This window comes from Pontibacillus yanchengensis, assembly GCF_009856295.1.
GTDB lineage: Bacteria > Bacillota > Bacilli > Bacillales > BH030062 > Pontibacillus > Pontibacillus yanchengensis_A.
Genome location: NZ_WMEU01000003.1, coordinates 26,546 through 48,563, shown reverse-complemented (window position 1 = coordinate 48,563; position 22,018 = coordinate 26,546). Strand labels below are relative to the sequence as shown.

The 22,018-nt window shown below is 43.3% G+C and carries 15 protein-coding genes and 1 riboswitch; of the genes, 5 read left to right on the top strand and 10 right to left on the bottom strand.

The window, feature by feature from the left end; genetic code table 11:
- Nucleotides 1-35 precede the first annotated feature (35 nt).
- The 8 genes from GLW08_RS10290 to GLW08_RS10255 form a co-directional block, all read right to left on the bottom strand.
- Nucleotides 36-500 carry a hypothetical protein gene (locus tag GLW08_RS10290; RefSeq protein WP_160848571.1) on the bottom strand — a complete coding sequence of 155 codons (465 nt, stop codon included), beginning with the start codon at nucleotides 498-500 and terminating at the stop codon, nucleotides 36-38.
- Between the two features lie 16 nt (nucleotides 501-516).
- Nucleotides 517-1,695, bottom strand: a complete 1,179-nt coding sequence (locus GLW08_RS10285) for an S-layer homology domain-containing protein (RefSeq protein WP_160848570.1) — start codon at nucleotides 1,693-1,695, stop codon at nucleotides 517-519.
- Between the two features lie 395 nt (nucleotides 1,696-2,090).
- Complete coding sequence (locus tag GLW08_RS10280; protein WP_160848569.1) at nucleotides 2,091-3,461, bottom strand: O-antigen ligase family protein; 1,371 nt, start codon at nucleotides 3,459-3,461, stop codon at nucleotides 2,091-2,093.
- Nucleotides 3,462-3,566: 105 nt separating this feature from the next.
- The gene (locus GLW08_RS10275) at nucleotides 3,567-4,664 is read right to left on the bottom strand and encodes a glycosyltransferase (protein WP_160848568.1); all 1,098 of its coding nucleotides are present in this window, start codon (nucleotides 4,662-4,664) and stop codon (nucleotides 3,567-3,569) included.
- Entirely contained in the window at nucleotides 4,661-5,590 is a 930-nt protein-coding gene (locus GLW08_RS10270; RefSeq protein ID WP_160848567.1) for a PIG-L deacetylase family protein, read from the bottom strand. Before GLW08_RS10270 ends, GLW08_RS10275 begins: the two co-directional genes overlap by 4 nt.
- A gap of 10 nt (nucleotides 5,591-5,600) precedes the next feature.
- Nucleotides 5,601-6,638 carry a GNAT family N-acetyltransferase gene (locus tag GLW08_RS10265; RefSeq protein WP_160848566.1) on the bottom strand — a complete coding sequence of 346 codons (1,038 nt, stop codon included), beginning with the start codon at nucleotides 6,636-6,638 and terminating at the stop codon, nucleotides 5,601-5,603.
- Nucleotides 6,639-6,698: 60 nt separating this feature from the next.
- Nucleotides 6,699-7,412 carry a WecB/TagA/CpsF family glycosyltransferase gene (locus tag GLW08_RS10260; RefSeq protein ID WP_160848565.1) on the bottom strand — a complete coding sequence of 238 codons (714 nt, stop codon included), beginning with the start codon at nucleotides 7,410-7,412 and terminating at the stop codon, nucleotides 6,699-6,701.
- 12 nt (nucleotides 7,413-7,424) lie between these two features.
- Entirely contained in the window at nucleotides 7,425-8,702 is a 1,278-nt protein-coding gene (locus tag GLW08_RS10255) for a nucleotide sugar dehydrogenase (RefSeq protein WP_160848564.1), read from the bottom strand.
- A 240-nt stretch (nucleotides 8,703-8,942) separates the two neighbouring features.
- Here GLW08_RS10255 and csaB point away from each other — a divergent pair, with 240 nt between their 5' ends.
- From csaB to GLW08_RS10230, 5 genes are all read left to right on the top strand, one after another.
- On the top strand, nucleotides 8,943-10,070 hold the full coding sequence (csaB, locus tag GLW08_RS10250; protein WP_160848563.1) for a polysaccharide pyruvyl transferase CsaB: 1,128 nt from the start codon (nucleotides 8,943-8,945) through the stop codon (nucleotides 10,068-10,070).
- 534 nt (nucleotides 10,071-10,604) lie between these two features.
- Complete coding sequence (locus GLW08_RS10245) at nucleotides 10,605-11,789, top strand: glycosyltransferase family 4 protein (RefSeq protein WP_160848562.1); 1,185 nt, start codon at nucleotides 10,605-10,607, stop codon at nucleotides 11,787-11,789.
- A 96-nt stretch (nucleotides 11,790-11,885) separates the two neighbouring features.
- A complete protein-coding gene (murJ, locus tag GLW08_RS10240) occupies nucleotides 11,886-13,409 on the top strand; it encodes a murein biosynthesis integral membrane protein MurJ (RefSeq protein WP_160848561.1) in 1,524 nt (507 codons plus the stop codon).
- 37 nt (nucleotides 13,410-13,446) lie between these two features.
- Nucleotides 13,447-15,054 carry a hypothetical protein gene (locus tag GLW08_RS10235; protein ID WP_160848560.1) on the top strand — a complete coding sequence of 536 codons (1,608 nt, stop codon included), beginning with the start codon at nucleotides 13,447-13,449 and terminating at the stop codon, nucleotides 15,052-15,054.
- A 294-nt stretch (nucleotides 15,055-15,348) separates the two neighbouring features.
- Nucleotides 15,349-15,430: riboswitch (cyclic di-GMP riboswitch) on the top strand.
- A 73-nt stretch (nucleotides 15,431-15,503) separates the two neighbouring features.
- On the top strand, nucleotides 15,504-17,351 hold the full coding sequence (locus GLW08_RS10230; protein ID WP_160848559.1) for a bifunctional diguanylate cyclase/phosphodiesterase: 1,848 nt from the start codon (nucleotides 15,504-15,506) through the stop codon (nucleotides 17,349-17,351).
- A 212-nt stretch (nucleotides 17,352-17,563) separates the two neighbouring features.
- Here GLW08_RS10230 and GLW08_RS10225 read toward each other — a convergent pair whose 3' ends face one another.
- A complete protein-coding gene (locus GLW08_RS10225) occupies nucleotides 17,564-20,662 on the bottom strand; it encodes an efflux RND transporter permease subunit (RefSeq protein ID WP_160848558.1) in 3,099 nt (1,032 codons plus the stop codon).
- Nucleotides 20,663-22,012 carry an efflux RND transporter periplasmic adaptor subunit gene (locus GLW08_RS22245; protein ID WP_160848557.1) on the bottom strand — a complete coding sequence of 450 codons (1,350 nt, stop codon included), beginning with the start codon at nucleotides 22,010-22,012 and terminating at the stop codon, nucleotides 20,663-20,665.
- Nucleotides 22,013-22,018 lie beyond the last annotated feature (6 nt).

The window sequence follows — 22,018 nt, the reverse complement described above, 5'->3', positions numbered from 1 at the left end:
CCTCCCCTATAATTAAAAGAATAATAGATTTTATATTAATCTATCGAAATAACTTCTGGTACTACCGCTTCAGGTAGAACCGGTTCTCCATCGTCACCGAATTCTGAAACTTCAATGAATGCGGAGATCTCACTATCCGTCATAGTGTTTTCAGAATTTGTAGATAGTTCCCCTAGGACCTCTAGAGAATTACTATCATCCGAAGAATCAAATAACGCATCTACAAATATTTCATAATCTACATAACTTCCATTCTCTAACCCAACGGAGTGAATTTCAGGGTTTTTATCAAAGAACTTGAGAACCCCTCCAGAACCTCCAAATTGAGCGTCTGAGAATTGTTCATAACTAACCGTTAATTCGTTACCGTCATAAGAAAAAACGATGTCAGTTATAGTAGCTTTTTCTGCTGCATCTACTGTAGAAGTAATTGCTGGAGTGAAAGTAAAGGCTGTTGTTGCAATTGTAGATACTGCAAGTAATTTAGAAAAACGTTTCATTAGTTTTCACCCTTTATTACTTTACTACAACAGTTGCTTCAGCAAGTTGATCTTCAGTGTAACCTGAAATTTGAGCGTTACGGAAAGTATCTTCATCTTCTAAATACTCAAGTTCAACTGTTTCTCCGTCAACCATTAGAGAAACGTCAGATTCAGTTGTAACTGTATCTTCAGCGCTTTGTAGATTTTCAAGTGAAATCTGTACGCCTTTTAGGCTAGCTACTCCGATATCAACAACTTGTCCTTCAACTTCTGCTACAGTTCCTACCTCAATACCTTTACCTATTTCCATTTCAGGCTCGTAATCTACTACTGCATTATTAAGTTCTTCCATAGTATAACCAGTGATATCTTGGTTACGGAAAGAGTCGCGATCTTCATTGTAAGAAAGCTCAACTGTTTCACCGTCAACGTCTAGAGATACTTCTGTTTCAGTAGTAACTTCGCCTTCTAGAGTTGCCTCTTGAAGAGCGTCACGCTTGATTTCTACTGCATAAACGCCAGAGTTAAGTGGGTCTTTAACCTGACCGACTTCACTTACTGTCAATTCAGCATCTTCGTTCCAGATCTTCCATGCATTGTGAAGCATCTTAGAGAAGTCTTTACGAAGGATGTTGTCATGAACACCAAATTCGCCATCTTCGTAACCGTCAGCAATGTCTAGTGCATATACTGCGTTAATATATGGGTAAAGCTTTGTGTCTTTAAGGTCAGAGAATGGTGCGTCTTCGTATTCTCCATCTTCCTTCTGAAGATCGAAAGCTTCGATTACGATTTTCGCCATTTCTGCGCGGTTTAGTTCCATGTCTGGACCAAACTTCACTTCAGAATAACCGTCAAAGATTTCTTCTTGATATAGTGTTGCAATTTCTTCCTCGATACGTGGAGGAACATCTTCGAATGTCATTGTTGCGTCTGCGTTTGCATTTAGACCACGTGCAGTGAAGACCATTTCTGCCGCTTCACTACGCTTAAGGTTGTTGTCTGGTCCGAATGTGCCATCACCGTAACCGGAAACAACTCCCATATCGTATAGTGCGTTAATGTGTTCATAATGACGTGTGTCCTCGGAAACATCTGTGAAATCCTCAGCTGCTGTTGCTGCGGAAACTGCTGGAGCAACCGCTGTACCTACTAGCGCTGCGGAAGCAGATGCAACCATAAATTTGCGATAAGACTTTGGTTGAAATGCCATTAATCTTTTTCCTCCCTTTATATGTACTTTCTTTAGTACATCTTTATATATATTAATAAGGTTCTAGAGACATAGTCTCTATTACATGAACCCTTTCCCCGATGATCATACCAACGTTAGGACGTCCTGCTTAGTATTTCCAACAGAGTTGCCAATTGGTTGGATTGGAAAATCTCACAATTTAATTCTATCAAAACTAGTTCTTTTTTCAACTAATTCACACAAATTTTGTCTGTTTCTTTACAAAGTTCGATAAAATTTTGCAATTCATTAACAAAACAAATACATTTGTTTGTTTGTTAAGAGTTTTCTAACATCAACGCTTTCAAGCATAACATGAATATTTTGGCACGACAAGCAAGAACTTTCAAGTATTTTACATTCTTCCAGTACTATCAGGATTCGACAATTTTCCCAGCAGAGTGGACGTAATTGAATATTAATCCAGAAACGAGCCAGAAGATGACATTTACCTGTGGGATGAAAATGAGATTGTTTGCTAAATTTTGCCCCATAAACGTTCCTGTGCCTACGAATAGACCGATAAGCAGTACCTTCTTGGCTAAATCCTCTCTACGAAATAGGAACTGTTTCCCTAAGAATAAGAAGTAATAGAGGTAAATGGCTAGAAAGCTTAATACGCCAATCGTTCCTGTTTCGGCTGCCACTTTCAAATACGAGTTGTGTACAGAGTATTGATCGTGACCGACGTATAGCTCAGGATATTTGGTTACATATTCCTTGTAGCGGACGTCATAGTTACCGATGCCGACACCAAGCGTAGGATTCTCCTGATACATGACCAAGCCTGTTTTCCAAAGCGTTGTTCTCGATGTAACAGCTTTACCTGAGAGTGCTTTATCCTTTTCCTTTTCTTCATCCACTTCACCGTCACCGTCTGTAGCGCCTCCATTACCTCCACCACTAAAGGATGGGATAAAGGATTGCACCACATACATAGCCGATGTCGTTCGTTCTTGGACATCAGGTAAACTGTAGACAATGACACCGAGTAGCAGTGTCGCCCCAATTAGATGGATGGTGAACAACTTCTTATAAAATTGTTTTGGAATGAGCAACGACGTTAAGAGAATCGCCATTGCCATGATCAACCAGGCAGATCTTGTGTATGTAAAGATTTGATTGATGACATACACGCCAAATACTGCAAACATAATCAATTGCCATTTACGGTCCTTGAAAAAGACTACTGCGAATAATAGTAAGATTGGCAAAATGAAATTAATAAACCCAGCCCAGTAGTTTGGGTTGACCATGGTGGATTGAACACGGCCATATGCTTCTTCTAATGCATACACACCGGCTTTGTTCAGATTGATGTCAAAGGCATATTGGATAATACCCCAAACTCCGACGACAGCTAAAATACTGACAAACGTAATGCCCATTGTCTTGTATTCGCGGTCGGAGAACTTAACCTTCGTAACGATGTAAAAAAGAATTGCATACGATACATACCGCACAATTTCCTTTAAGCCAGGTAAGAGCGAATCTGCCTGTGATAAGGAAATCACTTGGATAAGGAAAAAGATGCCGAATAGGGTCATGAATGTTTTCAACCCTAAGCTGTTGAGACGTATTCTTCCTGTCATGTATTCCGCAATCGCTACGACCGTTAAGGCTGGAATTAAGATGACCTCTGCTGAGATCGGTAGTGGTCCTGCATAAATCTTTGCCGGTACAAGCGGCATAATGATGATATGCAATAAGACCAAGTAAAATGTCAATGAATGTTTACCTGCCATACGTTGTTACACTCCTCTTTCTTCCTGAACATGAATATCTTGTTGTTAATGGAAAAATTATGAGGAGTTCCACCCGAAATAGACGAAACTCCTCTTTCAAAAGTTTCACGTTTGTAGAAATTTTTTATACATTTTTTTTGTTGCGTTAGCGAGCTGATCCAGTGAAAAGTTGGCACTACAGTGCTCGTAGAACGTTTCACCTAAATCAGAAAGTTCTCCGCATTTCTTTTTTTCAATAGCTTTTTGAAACGCATCGGTTAGTTCATCAGCGCTTTTCGTAGCTACAATCCAGCCTGTATTTTGAACCATGTGCCTCACTCCGCCTACGTCCGTTGCGACAACTGGTGTATGTTCTCTTGCTGCCTCCAGTAACGCGAGGGGGAAGCTTTCACTATAGGATGCGAGTAAACCGATATCACTAATCTGATAAATATCTGGAACATCGTGCCGAAAGCCTAGGAATTGAACTTGCGATTGGATGCCAAGCTCTTGCACACGATTGGTTAGGTGTTCTTTTTCGGGTCCATCTCCTATTAATAGGAGTTTGAGTTGAGGATTGTCCAGTTGCCGAATGGCCTGGAATACTTCTTCGTGTCCCTTAATGGGGTGGAGCCTGGCAACCATTGCCGTGACAAAGTCGTCGAATTGGAGGTCGAGGTCGGCTCGGGTAAGGGAGTTTGTTGCATAAGAGTTGGAAAAATCAATGCCGTTATACACGGTCGTGATTTTTTCACTTGGGACGCCAAGGTTGATTAAATCTTCTTTAAATCGTTCGGATACAGCGAAAAAGTGATCGATTCGCTTAATGGCCCATAGGTTGATTTTAGTGAAGATTTTGCCTTTTAGGCCTCCCTTAAGAAAGTCTAACGTTGGATCGCTGTGAATCGTTGTGATCCAAGGGATTTTTAACGCATTCTTAACCATCGAGGCATATAAATTGGCACGTGCTCCGTGCGTATGTATAAGCTGAAATCCATTTTTCTTAATGAGTTCTTTTAACCGGCTAAGAATGGACAGGTCGTAACGGGAGCGCTGGTCTAGTAAGTGTACGTCGATGCCAAGTTCTCTTGCCTCATCGTAGAGGACACCCTTTTGCATAACGACAAGGGATACTTGGTCACTTGGGAACTGGTTTAGTAAGGTGAGGAGGTGATTTTTCGATCCGCCTGTTTCTCCACCTGATATTAGGTGTACGACTTTCATTCGCTGTGCCCCCCTTTACGCGTTGCTTCATATACTTTTTGTTTGAAGTTGGCGTTTTTGAAGATGGCATACAGAAGTGTCGATGATTTGTTTACTTGTTTGAAATAATCGCTGTAGGTCCATTTGCCATACACCGCATCAAATCGTTCGATGAACACAGTTGGACTTCCTTGCCAAAATGTTTCTACGGCTTCTACTTTAGGTTGCTGGACAAGCTGAGACTTATAGCGAGCCAACGCGAGGAAACCATCAAAATCGATCGCCTGTGACGTAAACACACCGACTGCTTGTTCTTTTTGATCAAAAGTTGAGGTGATGTCGATGACACAGTTGATTTCTTCTTTTGGCAGTGTTGTGTTGATTTCATAAAGGCGAACGACCATCTTAGGGTTTTCTACCTTGGCTAGTGTGTCCCGTAAAAGGTGGGCCGTTTCAATGTGATCGCCGTGACAATCCACAAACACTGGAGCATAAATCACTTCTGGTTGCTTCTCCTCAATGATGTCGATCAATTGTTGTTGGAATGCGTCGGTACTTTCAAGTTCCCCATCTGGTGCGTCAAAAAAACGCACGTCTTGAAAGCCGATCATGTCTTGAGCCTTGTACGCTTCCTCGCGGCGACGTTTGACAAGCTCTGACTCCTCTAAATCGGACACACTTCCCGCTCCGTTCGTCAAAAAGATTACGGTTGTATCTGCACCCTGATTCGCATACTTCCTTAATGTCCCTCCTGCACCGATGGTTTCATCATCAACGTGAGGAGCTAAAAGCAATGCACGATCCTCGGTTAGTTCCGTCGTGTACAGGTTGCTTTTATAATAGCGTTCCAGAACGATGTCTGTAATCGGGTGTATGATGGGGGTAATGGATTTTAATAGTTGTCGTTTCATAACGTAATCTCCTTTAAGAGGTATGTCAGTGAGCATACCCTTGAACCTAGAACGAATCAATATCTCCTGGTGTTATATACCACGCATCTGGATTGTTAAGCTCGATATGTTGGACGGTGAGCTCTTTTCCAACGAGAGGCATGGGACTATCTTTATGCATAAATTTATTGTTGGCTAATAAAGTAGTGGAGTGGGCTTTTGGCATCGCCCATGTCTGCACCACATCTGCCTCCTTCATGCGAACCATCGCTTGTTGAAGGAGAACTTGCCAATAGGTATCGTCATCTTCTGCTAACCAATCAACGATATAACCATTCCGAAACTCTCGGTCCTCTTTTGGTTCTACACGAAAAACGATATACCCTTTGAGTTCACCTCTTTCGTAGAGAGCAAGCATCTTGTAATTATGATTCGGATGCTTAATGTAACGCCAATTCAAATAGGCGGCATCACGAACGAGATGTACGGTAGCGTGATGTTTCGTCCGTTCGGCTAATTGATCAAATGATTGATCAAATGTGGAAATCTCTTTTATTGTAAACGATTCTTGATTTTTTTGGCGGAATTTTTTTTGTTGAAATTGCAATGCGACTCGATCAAGTGGCCTTAATGCTTTCAGTGGTGCTATTTTACTTGAAAGTAGCGCAATTGGTTTTTGTACATATATGTATCTTGGCACGTCTAATAGATGCGAGGCGTGTGTATACCGAAGGAACAAATCCTTCGCTTTCGGAGCTGGAAATCCGTATAGATACACAATCCCGCGTTTCTTCGCTTCTTTGATTAAGGTTTCGTTTAGCTTCTGGTAGATGCCCTTCCCTCGTGCATCCGGGTCGACCATTGTATCGATACGTAAGCCAATTGGTTGTTTCTCGCCATGAACCCAGGCATACGATACCCATAATGAAATATGCCCAAGCACGCTCCCATCTTCTTCATAGAGAAGAATCCAAGGGTTACTGGCATTGGGATGCTGAAGGAACTTCCATTGCCACAGCTCCATGGAGCGTGACGTTCCGAATACCTTCTTAAAAAGGGATTGGATTTGGTTTTCGTCTCCTGGTTGATAGGTTCGTATCGGCATGTTTGTCATCCTTTACTAGGAAGTGCAAAGAGGCTTGACGCTTCGGGCCAAGCCTCAAGTCTATTTCTTTGTGATTACTCGGAATAAAAATTTCGGTAGTGCCATTTGGCGTTTGATTCGCTTTGGATCCGTCGCGAGACGATACAACCATTCCATTCCTACTTTACGAAATGGAGCTGGCGCGCGTTTCACATGACCGGCGTACACATCAAAGCTCCCGCCCACCCCTTGGAATACCTTCACAGGAAGGCGTTCCTTATTTGCACGAATCCATTGCTCCTGTTTTGGACTTCCCAGCGCAACGAACATGATGTCTGCTTTGGCGTCGTTGATTTTTTGGATTAACGCTTCTTGGTCTTGCACGTACCCGTTTTCATATCCTGCTACTTGGATGGAAGGATATGTGTCTTGGATATTGTCGATCGCCTTTGATACGACCTCTTCTTTGGCGCCATAAAAGAAGACACGATAGCCTTCTTCAGCTGCCATCTGTAGAAGACGGCCCATCATATCCACACCCGTCACGCGCGAACGAATCTCGCCTCCTTTTAACCTAGAGGCGAGTAGAACGCCGACCCCATCTGGAATTTGGAACGTTGAGCCATTGATGAGATCGCGTAGCGTTTCATCGGTTTGGCTCGCCATAATTTTCTCAGGGTTTACTGCGATGATCGTTGATTGTTGGTTATCTTGGATGCGCTGGTTCAGCTGCTGGGTTATCTCTTCATATGATAACGGGGAAACGTCCACACCCATATAGGTCTCTTTATTCATTCCTTATCCCTCTTACTCAATTGGTTTTAATCCTGTTAAATGACCAATTTGATACAGTGTCATTCCTTCATGATCCTTGATGCAGTTTCTTGTATCAAGAACAACTGGAGTTTTCATATATTTTGCAAAAAGTGATGGATCCATTTCTTTGAACTGACGATGGTCCGCTAATACGAGGGCCACATCTGCGTCCTTCAAGGCGTCCTCGACACTCTCAAGCTGCAAGTCTGTCATGTCTTGCTTCACGAATGGATCGTGGCATGTGATGGTGAAGCCTTTTTCATGATTTTGTAGCTTACGAGCAATGGTAACCGCTGGACTCTCGCGAACATCATCGACGTTTGCTTTATAGGAAAGGCCGAATATCGCAATTTTTGGACTCATTTTCAGTTGCGTCAATTCTTCAATCTGCTCAACCACAAAAGCTGGCATGGAATCATTGATTTCACGCGCTCGTTGCATGAGTGGTGTTTCTTCTTTGGCTTTTTCAATAATAAAATATGGGTCGACCGCAATACAATGGCCGCCTACCCCTGGTCCTGGCTGTAAGATGTTCACACGAGGATGCATGTTGGCAAAATTAATGACCTCATGGGCGTTTACATCTAGTTTATCGGATACTTTCGCTAATTCATTGGCTAAGGCGATATTGACGTCACGGAATGTATTTTCCATTAGCTTTGACATTTCAGCTGTTACTGCTTCTGTTTCGTGAATATCTCCTTTTACTACCGCTCGATACACATCGGCAGCTTTTTTCGCTGCTTCTGGTGTGAGGCCTCCAACAACGCGGGTGTTATGAATGAGTTCATCCATGATTTTACCCGGGATGACGCGCTCTGGGCAGTGGGACACCAGTAAGTCATTTGCTTCGAGATCCCAATTTGCTTCGCGTAGAACCGGCGCTACCACATCATCGATGGTACGTGGAGGAATAGTCGATTCTACAATAATCGTATTGCCTTTTTGTAAGTATGGAAGAATGTCTCTTGTTGCTTGAGCAACATATTCTGTGTTGGCTGTTTTATCTTCGTACACTGGTGTTGGTACAGCGATGATGAACACATCTGCTTCTTCTGGTTTCGTGGAGGCACGAAGGTTTCCAGAGTCCACTGCTTCTTTCACCGCTTCACCAAGTCCTGGTTCTTCTATATGAATGTTGCCTTCATTTAATGTATGGATGACTTTCTCGTTCACATCAACGCCAACCACTTCAAAGCCAGCACGGGCGAAGATGGCGGATGTCGGTAGTCCTATATATCCTAATCCAATTACGCATATTTTTTTCATAACAGTCTCTTCTTTCTCCTTTATAAAATTGTTCAAACGTCGGAATCCTATTCTCCGTACTGTAAAGGGAACCAGTTTTTGTGTTGAACACATTTTTACATTTGATTTGAGTATAGCAAAGAATTCCAACCCTTGCGAATGATTATTTACGTCTGAATTTCGAATCTTTATTTCATTTTTTGACAAAAGGTGCTAGTATGAAAATGAGTTTGTAGCCGCTTTACGATTGGAAGATGTACCATGAAACTAGTCATTTCCGGTTTTTATGGGTTAGGAAACACGGGAGATGAAGCGATTCTCGACGCAATGGTCGACAATCTCCGCACTTCTCTCGACGAACCTGATATTACAGTGTTTTCCCTTTCCCCAGAGCAAACCGCTTCTAAACATAATGTCAACAGCATCTACCGCGGCTGGCGCCATGACTTTAAGAAAAAAGTTCACGCCCTTCGTGAAGCCGATCTCGTATTATCGGGCGGCGGTGGATTACTTCAAGATACGTACCCTACTCGTATTATCTTCGGTCCGCTTCCATATTATTTACTCATTGTCTTTTTAGCAAAACTATGCGGGACAAAGGTCATGTTTTTTTCACAGGGAATTGGTCCTGTTACGACCCCCTATGGGAAGCTTCTGATGAGATTGTTCGGAAATATGGCGGATTTTATTACGGTTAGGGATGAATATTCCAAGAAATACCTCGAGCAACGGCATGTTACGAGACCGGAAACAGTCGTCACAGCTGATATCGTATTCGCATACCAATCCAAACGTGACACTACTTGCATCGAATCCTTGCCGTTATCAGGTGAGGAGAAACTGGTTGGCGTTAGTGTCCGGCCATGGTTTGAAGAAACAGCTTATCAGACCGAGATGGCCCAGCTGTTGGATCAGTTTATGGAGGAAAAAGGTATCACGCCTGTATTCATTCCGATGGAAGGCGATCATGATGCGAACGTTTCGAGAACAATTCAAGGGCTCATGCAGCACGGGGATCAGACGCTGGTTCTTGGGAGTGATTTTTCCCCAAATCAGTACCTTCAATTTATTAGAGAGTGCGAAATGGTGATAGGGATGCGACTGCACGCCTTGATTTTCTCAACGCTTGCTTCTGTCCCGTTTGTCGCGATTAGCTATGACAAAAAGGTCGAGAGCCTGGCGATGCGTACAGGCATGTGGCATCACTCCACAACGCTTGAAGATTTTACAGCAGCGTCTATGTATGCCAATGTAGTGGATGTGTATGAACATCTGGAAACACTTGGAGAGCAACTGGATGAGGAACGTGCTGAGCTTCGAGATGAGGCGTTGAGGAACCTTACTTTATTGAAGGAAAAGTTTGATAGAAAAGCGCAAGCGCCCGTTTAGCGACGTACAAACTGCTACCCACACGATGTGGGTTGGTTCTATGTTGCTGCACGATGCAGCGGTCTTAATAGAACCTCCTCTAAATCCTTATGAGATATAGGAAACACGAAAACATGCGTGATTCGATGTTGACTTATCATAAGGAGGAGCAGGAAGTTTCCTAGTCGCTGCGCGCTGGAGCTAGACACATGAAAAGCGCAAGCGCCCTGCTAGCGACGTACAAACTGGACGGCTCCGTATGAGATAAAGGAAACACGAAGAGCTATAGCGATTCGATGTTGACTTATCATAAGGAGGAGCAAGAAGTTTGCTAGTCGCTGGGCGCTGGAGCTAGACACATATGAGCCAAAAACTAATATTTTCTAATTTTTTAAGAGAAGGGACGACGCACCCTTTTTCTTTTTTTCTTACATCCATTACAATTAAAATAGATGATCACTAGGGAGTTAAGGAAGCCCCCTCAGTACATATAGAAATAGACGAGTACGATACATACAACAGGCAGCAGGTATTTCGTTAACGCGGAGGAACATTATGAGAATTTTATTGGCAACGGTATTTAATTACCCTCATACCGGAGGGTTATCAACACATATGACAACCTTAAAGGCTGGGCTTGAGCAATTAGGACATGAGGTGGAAACCCTGTCCTTTAGTGACCTGCCTTATTATAAGCAACAGTTCTTTGCCAAGGGTCCGAGTTTCTTTATGAATCGGATGGCTCCAGGGAAAGGTATTTTGCTTGGGCATAAATTACGCTCTGGCATGCTTCGTGACATGATCAAGAAAAAACACGAGGACAAGCCATACGATATTGTGAATGCGCAAGATATCTATGCTACCTTTGCTGCCCTTGAGACACCTGTGCCTACTGTTACCACAGTGCACGGCTATATGACATATGAAGCGATTAGTCGTGGTTCGATTAAGACGGAGAGTGTGGAAGCACGTGTCCTTCAGGCGAAGGAAAGGGAAGCCTATGAACAAACGCGCCAAATCATTACGGTCGATTTCCGCATTCGTGATTATGTAAAGAATTTGGCAGCAGCTGATGGCATTCGTGTGCATAATTTCATTGACGTGGATCAGTTCCGTCCGCAAACGGAGCGTAAACAAGAGCTGCGTGAGAAATACGGGTTTGCTGAAGATGATCATATTGTGTTCATCCCGAGACGCTTAACGAAAAAGAACGGGGTTATCTATCCTGCCAAGGCTTTGCCAACCATTCAGGAACAGTTCCCGAAGACAAGATTGATTTATGCTGGTAGTGGTGAGGAAGAAGCTGCAATTCGAACGATTTGTGAGAAGAACAGCACTATCTCTACAGTCCATTTTCTCGGCGATATCCCCCACGAGTTGATGAAGGATTATTACGCTATGAGCGATATTACCATGGTTCCTTCTGTGCATTCAGAGGGGGTTGAGGAAGCGACGTCGATTTCTGCCCTAGAAGCGATGGGAAGTGGCGTACCAGTTATTGCCTCGAAGGTTGGCGGTTTGAAAGAAATCGTCCAACACGGAGAAAATGGCCTGTTAGTAGAAGAAAAAAATGATGAACAAATTGCGGATGCTGTGTGTCAGTTGTTACGGTATCATGACTTCGGCCAGCGTTTGGCTGTGAAAGCTCGGTTAAAAATTGAGGAAGAATATTCTCATATCTCTGCGGCCACAAAATACTCGTCTATCTACGAAACTGTATTATCAAAAGTATCTACATAACGTAGAACAATCTAAAATTCGATGTAAATCCGTTTTTTCATGAGACCTGGAGTCGTGGAAAAGCGGATTTCATACGTTGAAAAGAAGGTATAACCCATGTCTAGACTAAAACAAACCGCTATATGGATCACTCTACTATCCATCTTCCTTAAATTATTGGGCTTTGTGCGGGAAAGCATGATTGCCAGAGAATTCGGCGTAAGTAATGAAACGGACGCCTTTATGATTGCGTTCACGTTCGTGACGTTGATTTTAGCGTTGATTGCCAACGGCTTTAACTCAGCGTTTTTACCGAAGTACGTGGAAAAACGGAAGGAGAATATCGAAGAGGCCGAACGCAATGCGAATGGCGTGTTAAACTATACGACGCTGTTTTTCCTCGGCATTTCTGTAGTAGCGTATTTTTTCACGCCGTCGATTGTCGAGTTTTTATTTGGATCTCGTTCCGAGGAAACACTCCAAATTACCGTCGACTTAACGAGAGTCTTCTTTATCTTCATGGTCGTGATTGCCTTAAGTGGGGTTCTTGAATCGTACTTACAAGCAAGGCGCATTTTTGTTCCGACGCAGTTATCGAAAATTATGGGTACGCTCATGGCAACACTATTCATTATTTTCTTTGCGGATATGTGGGGCATTTATAGTGTCGCGTACGGATTTGTGTTCGGTACATTCCTTGGCGTATGTATTCAATTTGGTTCGTTGATGTATGGCGGCTTTAAATGGATGCCGAAATTTAAATTAGATGATGAGTTTGGCCGCAAGTTGATGTTACTGCTTGCCCCTGCCCTACTCCACTCTTCCGTTGGGCATATTAACGTTTTCGTCAATAAGATGTTCGCGAACCGTATTGAAACGGGTGCTGTTACGTACTTAAATAACGCATCCTTAATCATGAGCATTCCGAGCACGATTTTTACGACAACGATTGTGGCAATTATTTTCACTTTGTTATCGGAACAAGCCGATAATAAAGAAAAATTCCGAGAAACGTTATACATGGGCTATCAAATCGGGATGATGACGTTGCTTCCGATTGCGATTGGTACATTGCTAGTCGGAAAAGCTGTGATTGCGTTTATTTATGAAGGTGGGGAATTTACAGCGCAGGATACAGCAAATACGTATTTTGTCCTGCAGCTATACATCCCCATTATCTTAACGCAAGGATTGCTCGTTATTGGCGTGAAAGGCATGTACGCGCAAGGCGCAGCCAAGCGTTTGTTGAAAATTAGTTCCACGACGATTTTGTTGAATGCTGCGTTAAACTGGCTGTTCATTCAACCGCTAGGCTATCCAGGATTGGCATTATCCAGTTCCGTTGTGGCGCTCTATTACGTGACCGCGACGACGCTTGCAGTCTATCGCGATTATGATCATTCCGAATTGAAAAAACTCGTGCAGCTGTTCTTCCGTGTTCTCGTTCCTTCTATTATAATGGCTGTTCCGATTGTGTTGATCCAGCAGTTCACGTCCATTGAATCCTTATATGCGTTATGGAGACTATTGATTCTCGTGCCAATCGGCGTTGTGTTCTACGTTGCAGGGATGTACTTGTTTTACCGTGAAGGCTTCAGGCAAATGTTACGTGTTGTAAAAGACCGGAAAAGTATGAGTTAATGGGACTAGATTGTTTGTTGCAAGGAGGAGAAGTGTAGTGAGAAAAGCGTTAGCATGGGGGACGGTTGCATTTGCTTTTGTATTTGTCGTTGGGCTAGTGCTATCACCCCGGTTCATGTCATCGGGCGTCGATGCATTAACAGGGTACACCGTTTTTGAAGACGGGAACGCACCGGCTGTAAACATATCAGGTGATGAACTTGAGTTCCACTTGGCTGAGGAACAGACGAAACAGTCGGACGTTGCTGAAGACCGCATCCTAACGTTTGATGTGTATGAAGGCCAACGGGAAGCTGGGACGTTTACCCTTACCAAGCGGACCTTATCCAACGATGATGTTGTCTATTTTACAAAATGGGAAAATGGCCAAGATATTGCGACGAGCATGGACATTACCTATCAATTTGAAAATACCGATAAGCTAACGCTGAATCCCACTCCAGTTGATAGCATTCAGCACAAGCACGACCCTACGGTAGGTGTCGACTCCACTACCCTTCCTGTCGGGCTATTACAGGCTGGTAAAAGTGGATCAGCCTGGCTTGGCCGAAGCTATCAATCTACTTCTCTATCGGAAACGTACGAAGATGGTAGCAAAAGTGTGTTGAGGGAAATTGGTGATGAGGTGAATCCATATATGGTGGAAGACGGTAACCTCGTGCAGAACCTTTCCTCCGGCAGGTCTGACATTGCGGAAAGCTGGATGCTATGGTCAGATGAAGACCTTTTTCAAGATGAAGATGTGTTGAAGAATTGGGAGGCTTATACGGCCGAGCATTACATGAGCACGCAGAAGTGGCTAACCCCAGCTGGTTCCTATAAGAAACTCGCGTATTCGATTGAGCCTGGCACGGAGCTAGGATACGGGCGAAGCATTGGTGGATTACCGAATAAATCCGCTTTAGAGCGCTATAAGGAAACAGGCGAGCGTTTTTTTGAAAGCATGACATTGAATTCCGTTGCGATGATTGAAGCGTATCGCGCTGAAAAAGATACAAAGCTATGGAAGACGGAGTACACGAGTACATGGGTCATGGATGACTACGGCATTCACGCACCGTACACCGATACCCGACACAATGAGAAATTGTCGTTATTCTTGATGAAGGCAGCTGATACGTTTGACGTGCCTTCCTTGAAAGAGCAGACGCTTGTGTATGCGGATCATCTTTTAAAGCAAGCTGAAGAAGGCAATACCATTTCATATGGTGGGGATGCCTTTTTAGTAGCGGACTACGACGGCCCAGGAAAAACCAAAACGCCACACGCTTCCTTGAACCACGCATTAGGCGAAGCATACTACTTGCTTCAAGCCTATCAGCAATCAGGAAAGGAATCCTATCTTGAGCTTGCTCATTCGATTCGATTAGCTATTGAAGAGATTGGCATGGATTGGGTACGCGAAGAAGGTGAACATCGCAAGGACGTCTGGTACATGGTGAAAGCTGACCACAGTTTCGCAGGTAATGACTATCAGCTTCTCACCCTTATCGATCTATACAAAAACCAACAAGCCTGGTCGAAGACGAAATACGGCACAAGCGACATGTTTGCTAAACTCATTGATTCCAAAGCAGCATATCTGGAGCGCGCCGATGTCGATGTCGCACAGGCAGTAAGTGAATATGAAAGCATCGCCCAGTAGGGCGATGCTTTTTTTGTGGGGTCAGACCCCCACCGTTGTAGAGCGATAAAGGATTGCAGGATAAGTGACCATGTTATGTAGGTTTGTGAGATATATAGCTTCAAGATTGTACAGTTATCCACACTATATTCTGTAATGCTTTAGAACTGCATCATGGAGGCCATATGGTATCGCATGAAAGTGAGTCTATTACAAAAGACTCACTAAAACTAAAATACATAAGGTTTTTGGTCTGTAGTATAGTATATTATTACTTTTTATATTACAATATTAGTTAATGCAAAATAACGATAAATAAGATAAAGGCAAACTTATTGAAAAATAAGGACGCAAAGCTACGAGCCTAAGGCAATGCTATGGTCGTCGAGTTACCGAATACATTTTTGAGGAAGAGATATATCCTATGTTCGGTAGGTATATCTCTTTTTGTTTATAAGGAGGTAATAAAATTGACTATCATTAAACCTATAATGAAAAGATCAAATGGTGACGACAACGCTCCTTTTTATCATTCGAATGAACCATCCGTTTTTAAAGAAAGTGGTGAAACCAAAATCGTTCAAGATAGTACGGATTGCCAGCATATAAAGCAGCAATTAGCTAATAAAGAGCAAGAAGCAATGATAATTTATAACAACCTTGAAGAAGTTGTTTGGTCTATCGATATTCCCTCCAAGGACGTACTATTTTGTTCTAACGGATTTGAAAAGCTGTATGGTTATACATTGGACTATATCATTAGTGAGCAGGAATATTGGCAAAGTCTTATTCATCCTGATGATAGGAGCAAAATGAAAAGAGCAATCGAGGATTTATTGAAAGGGGAAAAGCTCTTTGTACAATATCGTTATTATCACCCATCTGGAGAAATACGTTGGATTGAAGTGAAATGCTTCCCCATTTTAAATGATCAACATCAGCTAACAAAGCTAGATGGAATCATGTGGGATATTACTGACAAAAAGCATATGGAAGAAAGAAAAGAATATTTAGCTTATCACGATTATTTAACCGACTTACCAAATCGCAGACAGTTTGACTCCCGAATGGATGAGTTAGTAAAGAATCCTCATTCAGTAGAATCATTTGGCCTTTTATTTTTAGATTTAGATCGATTTAAACATATAAATGATATGCTTGGTCATTTTATTGGGGATCAATTGATTAAGGAAATATCCGATCGCTTACGAGAATGCGTTGGGCATCAACACTTTGTAGCTAGAATGGGCGGAGATGAGTTTTCATCTATTTTATATGGGGTAGATGTAGATCAAGCCATAGAAATTGCTGACCAGATTACAAAACAAGTGAGAGAACCCTATTTTATTAAAGGGTATGAATTACATATAACAACCAGTATTGGTATTAGCATGTACCCTTTCGATGGAGAAGAAGCCAATCATATGATTCATAATACGGATGCCGCACTTTATCATGCAAAACACATGGGGAAAAACACGCATCAAATATACACGCCTTCTATGAATATAACCTCCCATAAGGTTTATTACTTAGAAAAAGATATTCGAAAAGCCATTTATCGAGATGAACTTTTTCTTGAATACCAACCTAAAGTCTCATCGAAGACTGGTGAAATAATGGGTGCTGAAGCTTTGATAAGATGGGAGCATTCAGAATGGGGGAGAGTTTCTCCAGGAGAGTTCATTCCTATTGCAGAGGAAAGTGACTTGATTTGTGAAATTGGTAATTGGGTCATCTACCAGGTTTGTCAGCAACTTCATGATTGGAAAAGGAGTGGCATCGATCTTGTACCTATTTCGATTAATGTCTCTCCTAAACAATTACTAAAGGAAAATTTCACTCAAACCATTATGGAGGCATGCAAAATATATAGCATTGATCCCACATCCCTCCATATTGAGATTACAGAAACATCGCTCATTCAATCGTCAATCGTCGTTAATGAAACTCTTACTACATTAAAAGACATAGGTATTACCTTATCATTAGATGACTTCGGGATAGGCTATTCTTCGCTAACTCACATACGACAATTTGATTTAGATGTACTGAAGATTGACAAATCCTTTATTAATAACTTACCTGATCAACAAGAGGACGTTACAATCATTTCTAGTTTAATCACAATGGCTCATGGCCTTGGGTTGAAAATTGTTGCTGAAGGAGTGGAAAAACAAGATCAATTATCCTTCCTACAACAACAGGAATGTGATTATATTCAAGGGTATTTGTTTAGTAAACCTATCTTAGCTAATGAATTTATTACATTACTAAACAAGAATCGTTTGCAGAATAAACATCCTCATTACACATAGAATACGCCCAATAAAAGACAGTACATTTTGAGTTCGCTTTAGTAATGCAACGGCATCTCCCAATATGAACCTGAATTCAAATGTCTAAAAGAGGACAAGACACCATCTGCTTTCACGGTGCCAGCCCCCACCGTTGTAGAGCAGTGGTGTTGGAGCGTAATAAAAAAGGTACTGGCGGTGGCCAGTACCTTTTTTTGTTGTTTGCTTTATCGTTATTCTGTCGATAAGCTTTCGTTTTTCTTTTTGCGGCGGCCGCGTTGGAAGAGGCCTCCGATTTTGCGGGATAGGTCGTCGAAATAGGTGTAGACGACTGGGATTAGGATCAGTGTAAAGAAACTGGATACAGTTAGGCCAAAAATGATGGTGATGGCCATTGGTTGCTGAGCTTCGGCGCCTTGGCCGAGTCCGAGTGCTAGTGGAATCATGCCGAGTACAGTGGTTAATGTCGTCATCAGGATAGGGCGCAGGCGACTTGGGCCGGCTTCGAGGATTGCTTCGTAGCGATCGCTCCCTTTTGACCTGACGATGTTAATGTAATCCACGAGTACAATGGCATTGTTGACGACAATACCGGCGAGCATGATGACCCCGATGACGGCTGGAATGCTTAGGGGCTTGCCTGTTATAAATAATCCACCCAACACCCCAACAGCTGTCGCTGGCATGGAGAACATAATCACGAATGGATATAATAAATTCTCGAATTGTATGGCCATTACGGCATAGACAAGGAATATCGAGAAGATCAGGGCAACGGTTAGATCTCCAAATGAGTCGGCCATATCCTCTGCCTGTCCTCCAATAGCATATGAGTATCCTTCTGGGAAATTCATGCTGTCTAGCTCACTTCTTACATCCTCTGTAATGCTTCCAAGGTCTCGCTCCACAATATCACTGGTTACATTGACCTGACGTTGCTGATTTTCCCGTAACAATGTCACTGGTCCTTGCACTTGTTCTAGTTCGGCGATGGTCGCAAGTGGAATCATCGTGCCTTGCTGGGTTTGAATTTTTGTTGACTCTAGATCGTTTATGGTGCGACGTTCATCTTCTGGTAAAATCATGCGAACATCGACTTCGTCTGCATTTTCCCTGTACCTGGTTGCGATTTGACCGCTAAAGGCAACTTGGACCTGACTCATGACCTGTTGATACGTGAGGCCATATTGAGCAGCCTTATCTCGATTCACATTCACTTGAATCTCAGGGCGACTTTCCGATGCGGAGGTTTCTGGATTGTGAATCCCGTCAATATCGGAAATCATGAACACGACTTGGTCCGCTAGTTCCTGAAGCACATCGTAATCATCTCCATTAATCTGGATCGTAACGGGATCGCCTGTGCCAAGACCAGCTGCCATCTCACTAACGGTGATTTCTGCTCCGACGATGTTTTGTAAATCCTCATCAATGGACTGCATCACTTCTGCTGTTGTTCGCTCCCTGTCTTCAGGTGGAACGAGCTGCATCGTGTAGGTTGCCTGGTTCGATGTAGACGAGAACCCTTCGAATCCGCCTCCACCGATGCTAAGGTAGTTCGATTCGATGATGTCTTGATAAGAATCTAATTTTTCATCGACCTCAGCAGTAATTTCTTCGGTGCCCTCAAGAGAGGTTCCACTTGGGGCTGTTACTTTCACTTCAATTTGCCCCTGGTCTGAAGACGGTATAAACTCCGTTCCAAGAAAAGGTGTAATCGCAAAACTTGCCGCGACAATGACGATGGTGCTAAGTAAGGTAAGGAGTCGATGCTTTAATGTCCACCTCAGCATCGAGCGATAGGCGTCATTGACTTTGTTCATGAAGCGATCAAACCAGTAGCGCCGCCCGTTATCCTGCATGGCTTTCGTTAATAGCTTGGAAGAAAGCATCGGGATGAGTGTAATCGATACAATCAAGGAGGCAATGAGCGAGAATGAAACCGTCAACGCTAGTGGTGTGAACAGCTCCGACGCAATGCCTTGTACGAATACGATGGGTAAAAAAACCACCAATGTCGTCGTTGTGGAAGCAATTACGGCTGGTGCTAGTTCCGATGCACCGATTTTAGCCGCTTCTTTTAGCGAATATCCTTGTTGCCGGTACGAGACGATATTTTCAAGAATAACGATCGAACTATCGACCATCATCCCTATTCCGAGCGCGAGTCCTCCCATGGTAAGTACGTTCAGTGTATTATCGGTAAAATACATGAGCGTAAACGTGGAGATAATCGCAATGGGGATGGAGATTCCGATAACGATAGTTGCTCGAACACTTTTTAAAAACAGTAGCAAGATGAGGATTGAGAATACCCCACCTAATATGATGTTTTGCACAACAGATTGAATCGATTGTTTAATGAAGGTAGACGTATCAAAGACGACGTTCATATTCACGCCCTCTGGGAGGTCTTCCTTCATCTCATCCATCGCATCATACATATTGTTAGCTACCTGGACGGTGTTGCCGTCTGATTTTTTCAAAACGGATAACACGACAGATGGGTCGCCATTTACTTTAGAAATGGTGGTGACTTCTTTGAATGTATCTTTTACAGCCGCTACGTCCTGAAGCTCAAGTTGCGCTCCAGTTGGGCTGATAATATTCGTTTCGCGTATATCTTTGATGGATTCATATTCTCCTTGAATCCGAACCTGTAAATCTTGATCCCCTTTTTCCAATACACCGGCAGAAGCCGATTGGTTGGCAGCGTTAATCGCCTGGACGAGGGAATTGGTATTGAGGCCGTACTGAGCCAGCTTCTCCCGTTCTAGCTGCACTTGAACTTCGCGCGTTTTTCCACCTTCAATACTGACGGATCCAACGCCACTTTGTCGTTCAAAATAAGGCACGAGGTCATCCTCAGCAATGTTTTGCAAGGTCGACGCGTTCTCTCCAGAAAGACCAATCCACATGACAGGAATCTGTTGAGGATCAAAGCGAAGAATGCTAGGATCGCTTGCGTTTTCTGGTAAAAGACCCTTGATTTGATCGACCTTTTCCCGAACATCAAGTAGCGCATTATCTAAATCCGTTCCGTTCTCAAACATCATAATAACGAGCGAGGTACCGGGTTGGGATTGAGACTGGATCGTGTCCATCCCTTCGATAGAACTTACCGACGATTCGATGGGCCGACTTATGAGCTTCTCAACTTCCTGTGGCGCTGCATCAGGATAGCTTGTGGAAACAACTGCAATGGGTAGGTCAATCTCTGGATAAAGGTCGATCGTTAAGTTTCGCAACGAGACGAAGCCTAGTGCCACGATGGCAATCACAATCATGAACACACCGACTGGTCGCTTGACGGAGGTATCGACGAGTTTCACTTAATCGTCCTCCTTCATAATTCGAACCTTATTGTCATCGGTGAGGGTCAGCTGCCCTTTTACCACAACTTGATTCCCTTTGGTCAGGTCACCTTTTACGGCTGTAATATTAGACTGTGCACGGACAATGGTAACTGGTGTTTTGATGGCCCGCTCCTCTTTTATGACGTACACAAACGCCTCATCCTTTTCTTCGATGACCGATGCGGTTGGGACGAGCAAGCTATCTTCGACCGTGATTTCTGGTAGCTTGAAGGTCACCATCATGCCAGGTTTTATCGTTTCATCTGAATTGGTGATGGTTGCTTCTACAGGATACAGCCCTGTATCATTGGTTACTGGCGAAATGTAAGTCGTCTTAGCCTTCATATCTGCATTTAACGAACTAATCGTCACCGGTACTTCTGTTCCTTTTTCAAAAAGAGAAAGTTCACTTGCGCTCACTGTTGCTTCTACTGTAATAGGGTTTAGATTTACAATCGTCGCCATAGGTTGGGTGTTGGAAACCATATCGCCTACCCTTGCATTTAAGCTAACAATTTCCCCTGTCGCATTCGCCTTTATGGCTGTATTTTGAAGCTGGCCTCGTGCTTGTTCGAGCTGAACCTGAGCTTGATCGACTTGAAGACGAGCTTGCTCCACGCCGATTTGCGCACTATCCACCTGTTGCTCCGCCTGGGTTACAGCGGCTTCGGCTTGATTAATGGCAGATTGAACGGAAGGCGATCCGGACGATTGGCTTTGTCTTGCTTGAGAAAGTTGCTGCGTTAACTGTTGCACTTGCTTTTGAACTTCGGCTAGTTGTTCTTGGGAAATAGCTCCCGATTCTACCAGCTCCTCCATTTGCGAAGCATTATCTTGAGCGGTTCCGAGTAAACTTTGAAGCAAATCTACGTTGGACGTAGCATTTCCTTTGTTATTTTGTGCAGACCTTGCCTGCTGTAGCTGGTCACGTGCGTTAGCTAGATTTTCTTCGGCTGCTTTTTTTTGATTGATGGCGCCGTCTAGCTGCTTTTGGGCAGATTGCACCGCAAGCTCCTGAATCCGCACATTATCTTGGACATTTCCAGCATCTACTCGTCCGATAATTTGGCCTTGCTCTACTTTATCGCCTTTTTCGACGGTTAACTCCGTCAGCTCACCGGCTGTTTTCGGTAGAACAGCACTCTGCGTGTCCGGCATGGCTCGTCCTATTACTTCTTTATCAATTTGCAGATCTCCCTTTGCTACCTGGGACACCTTAACTGGTGTTACTTGCTCTTCCGCTGGTTCTTCACTAGTTGAATCCTCGGAACAAGCACTTATCATAAACACGGACATCAGCAACATTAGATACATGAGTTTCTTCACTTTCTA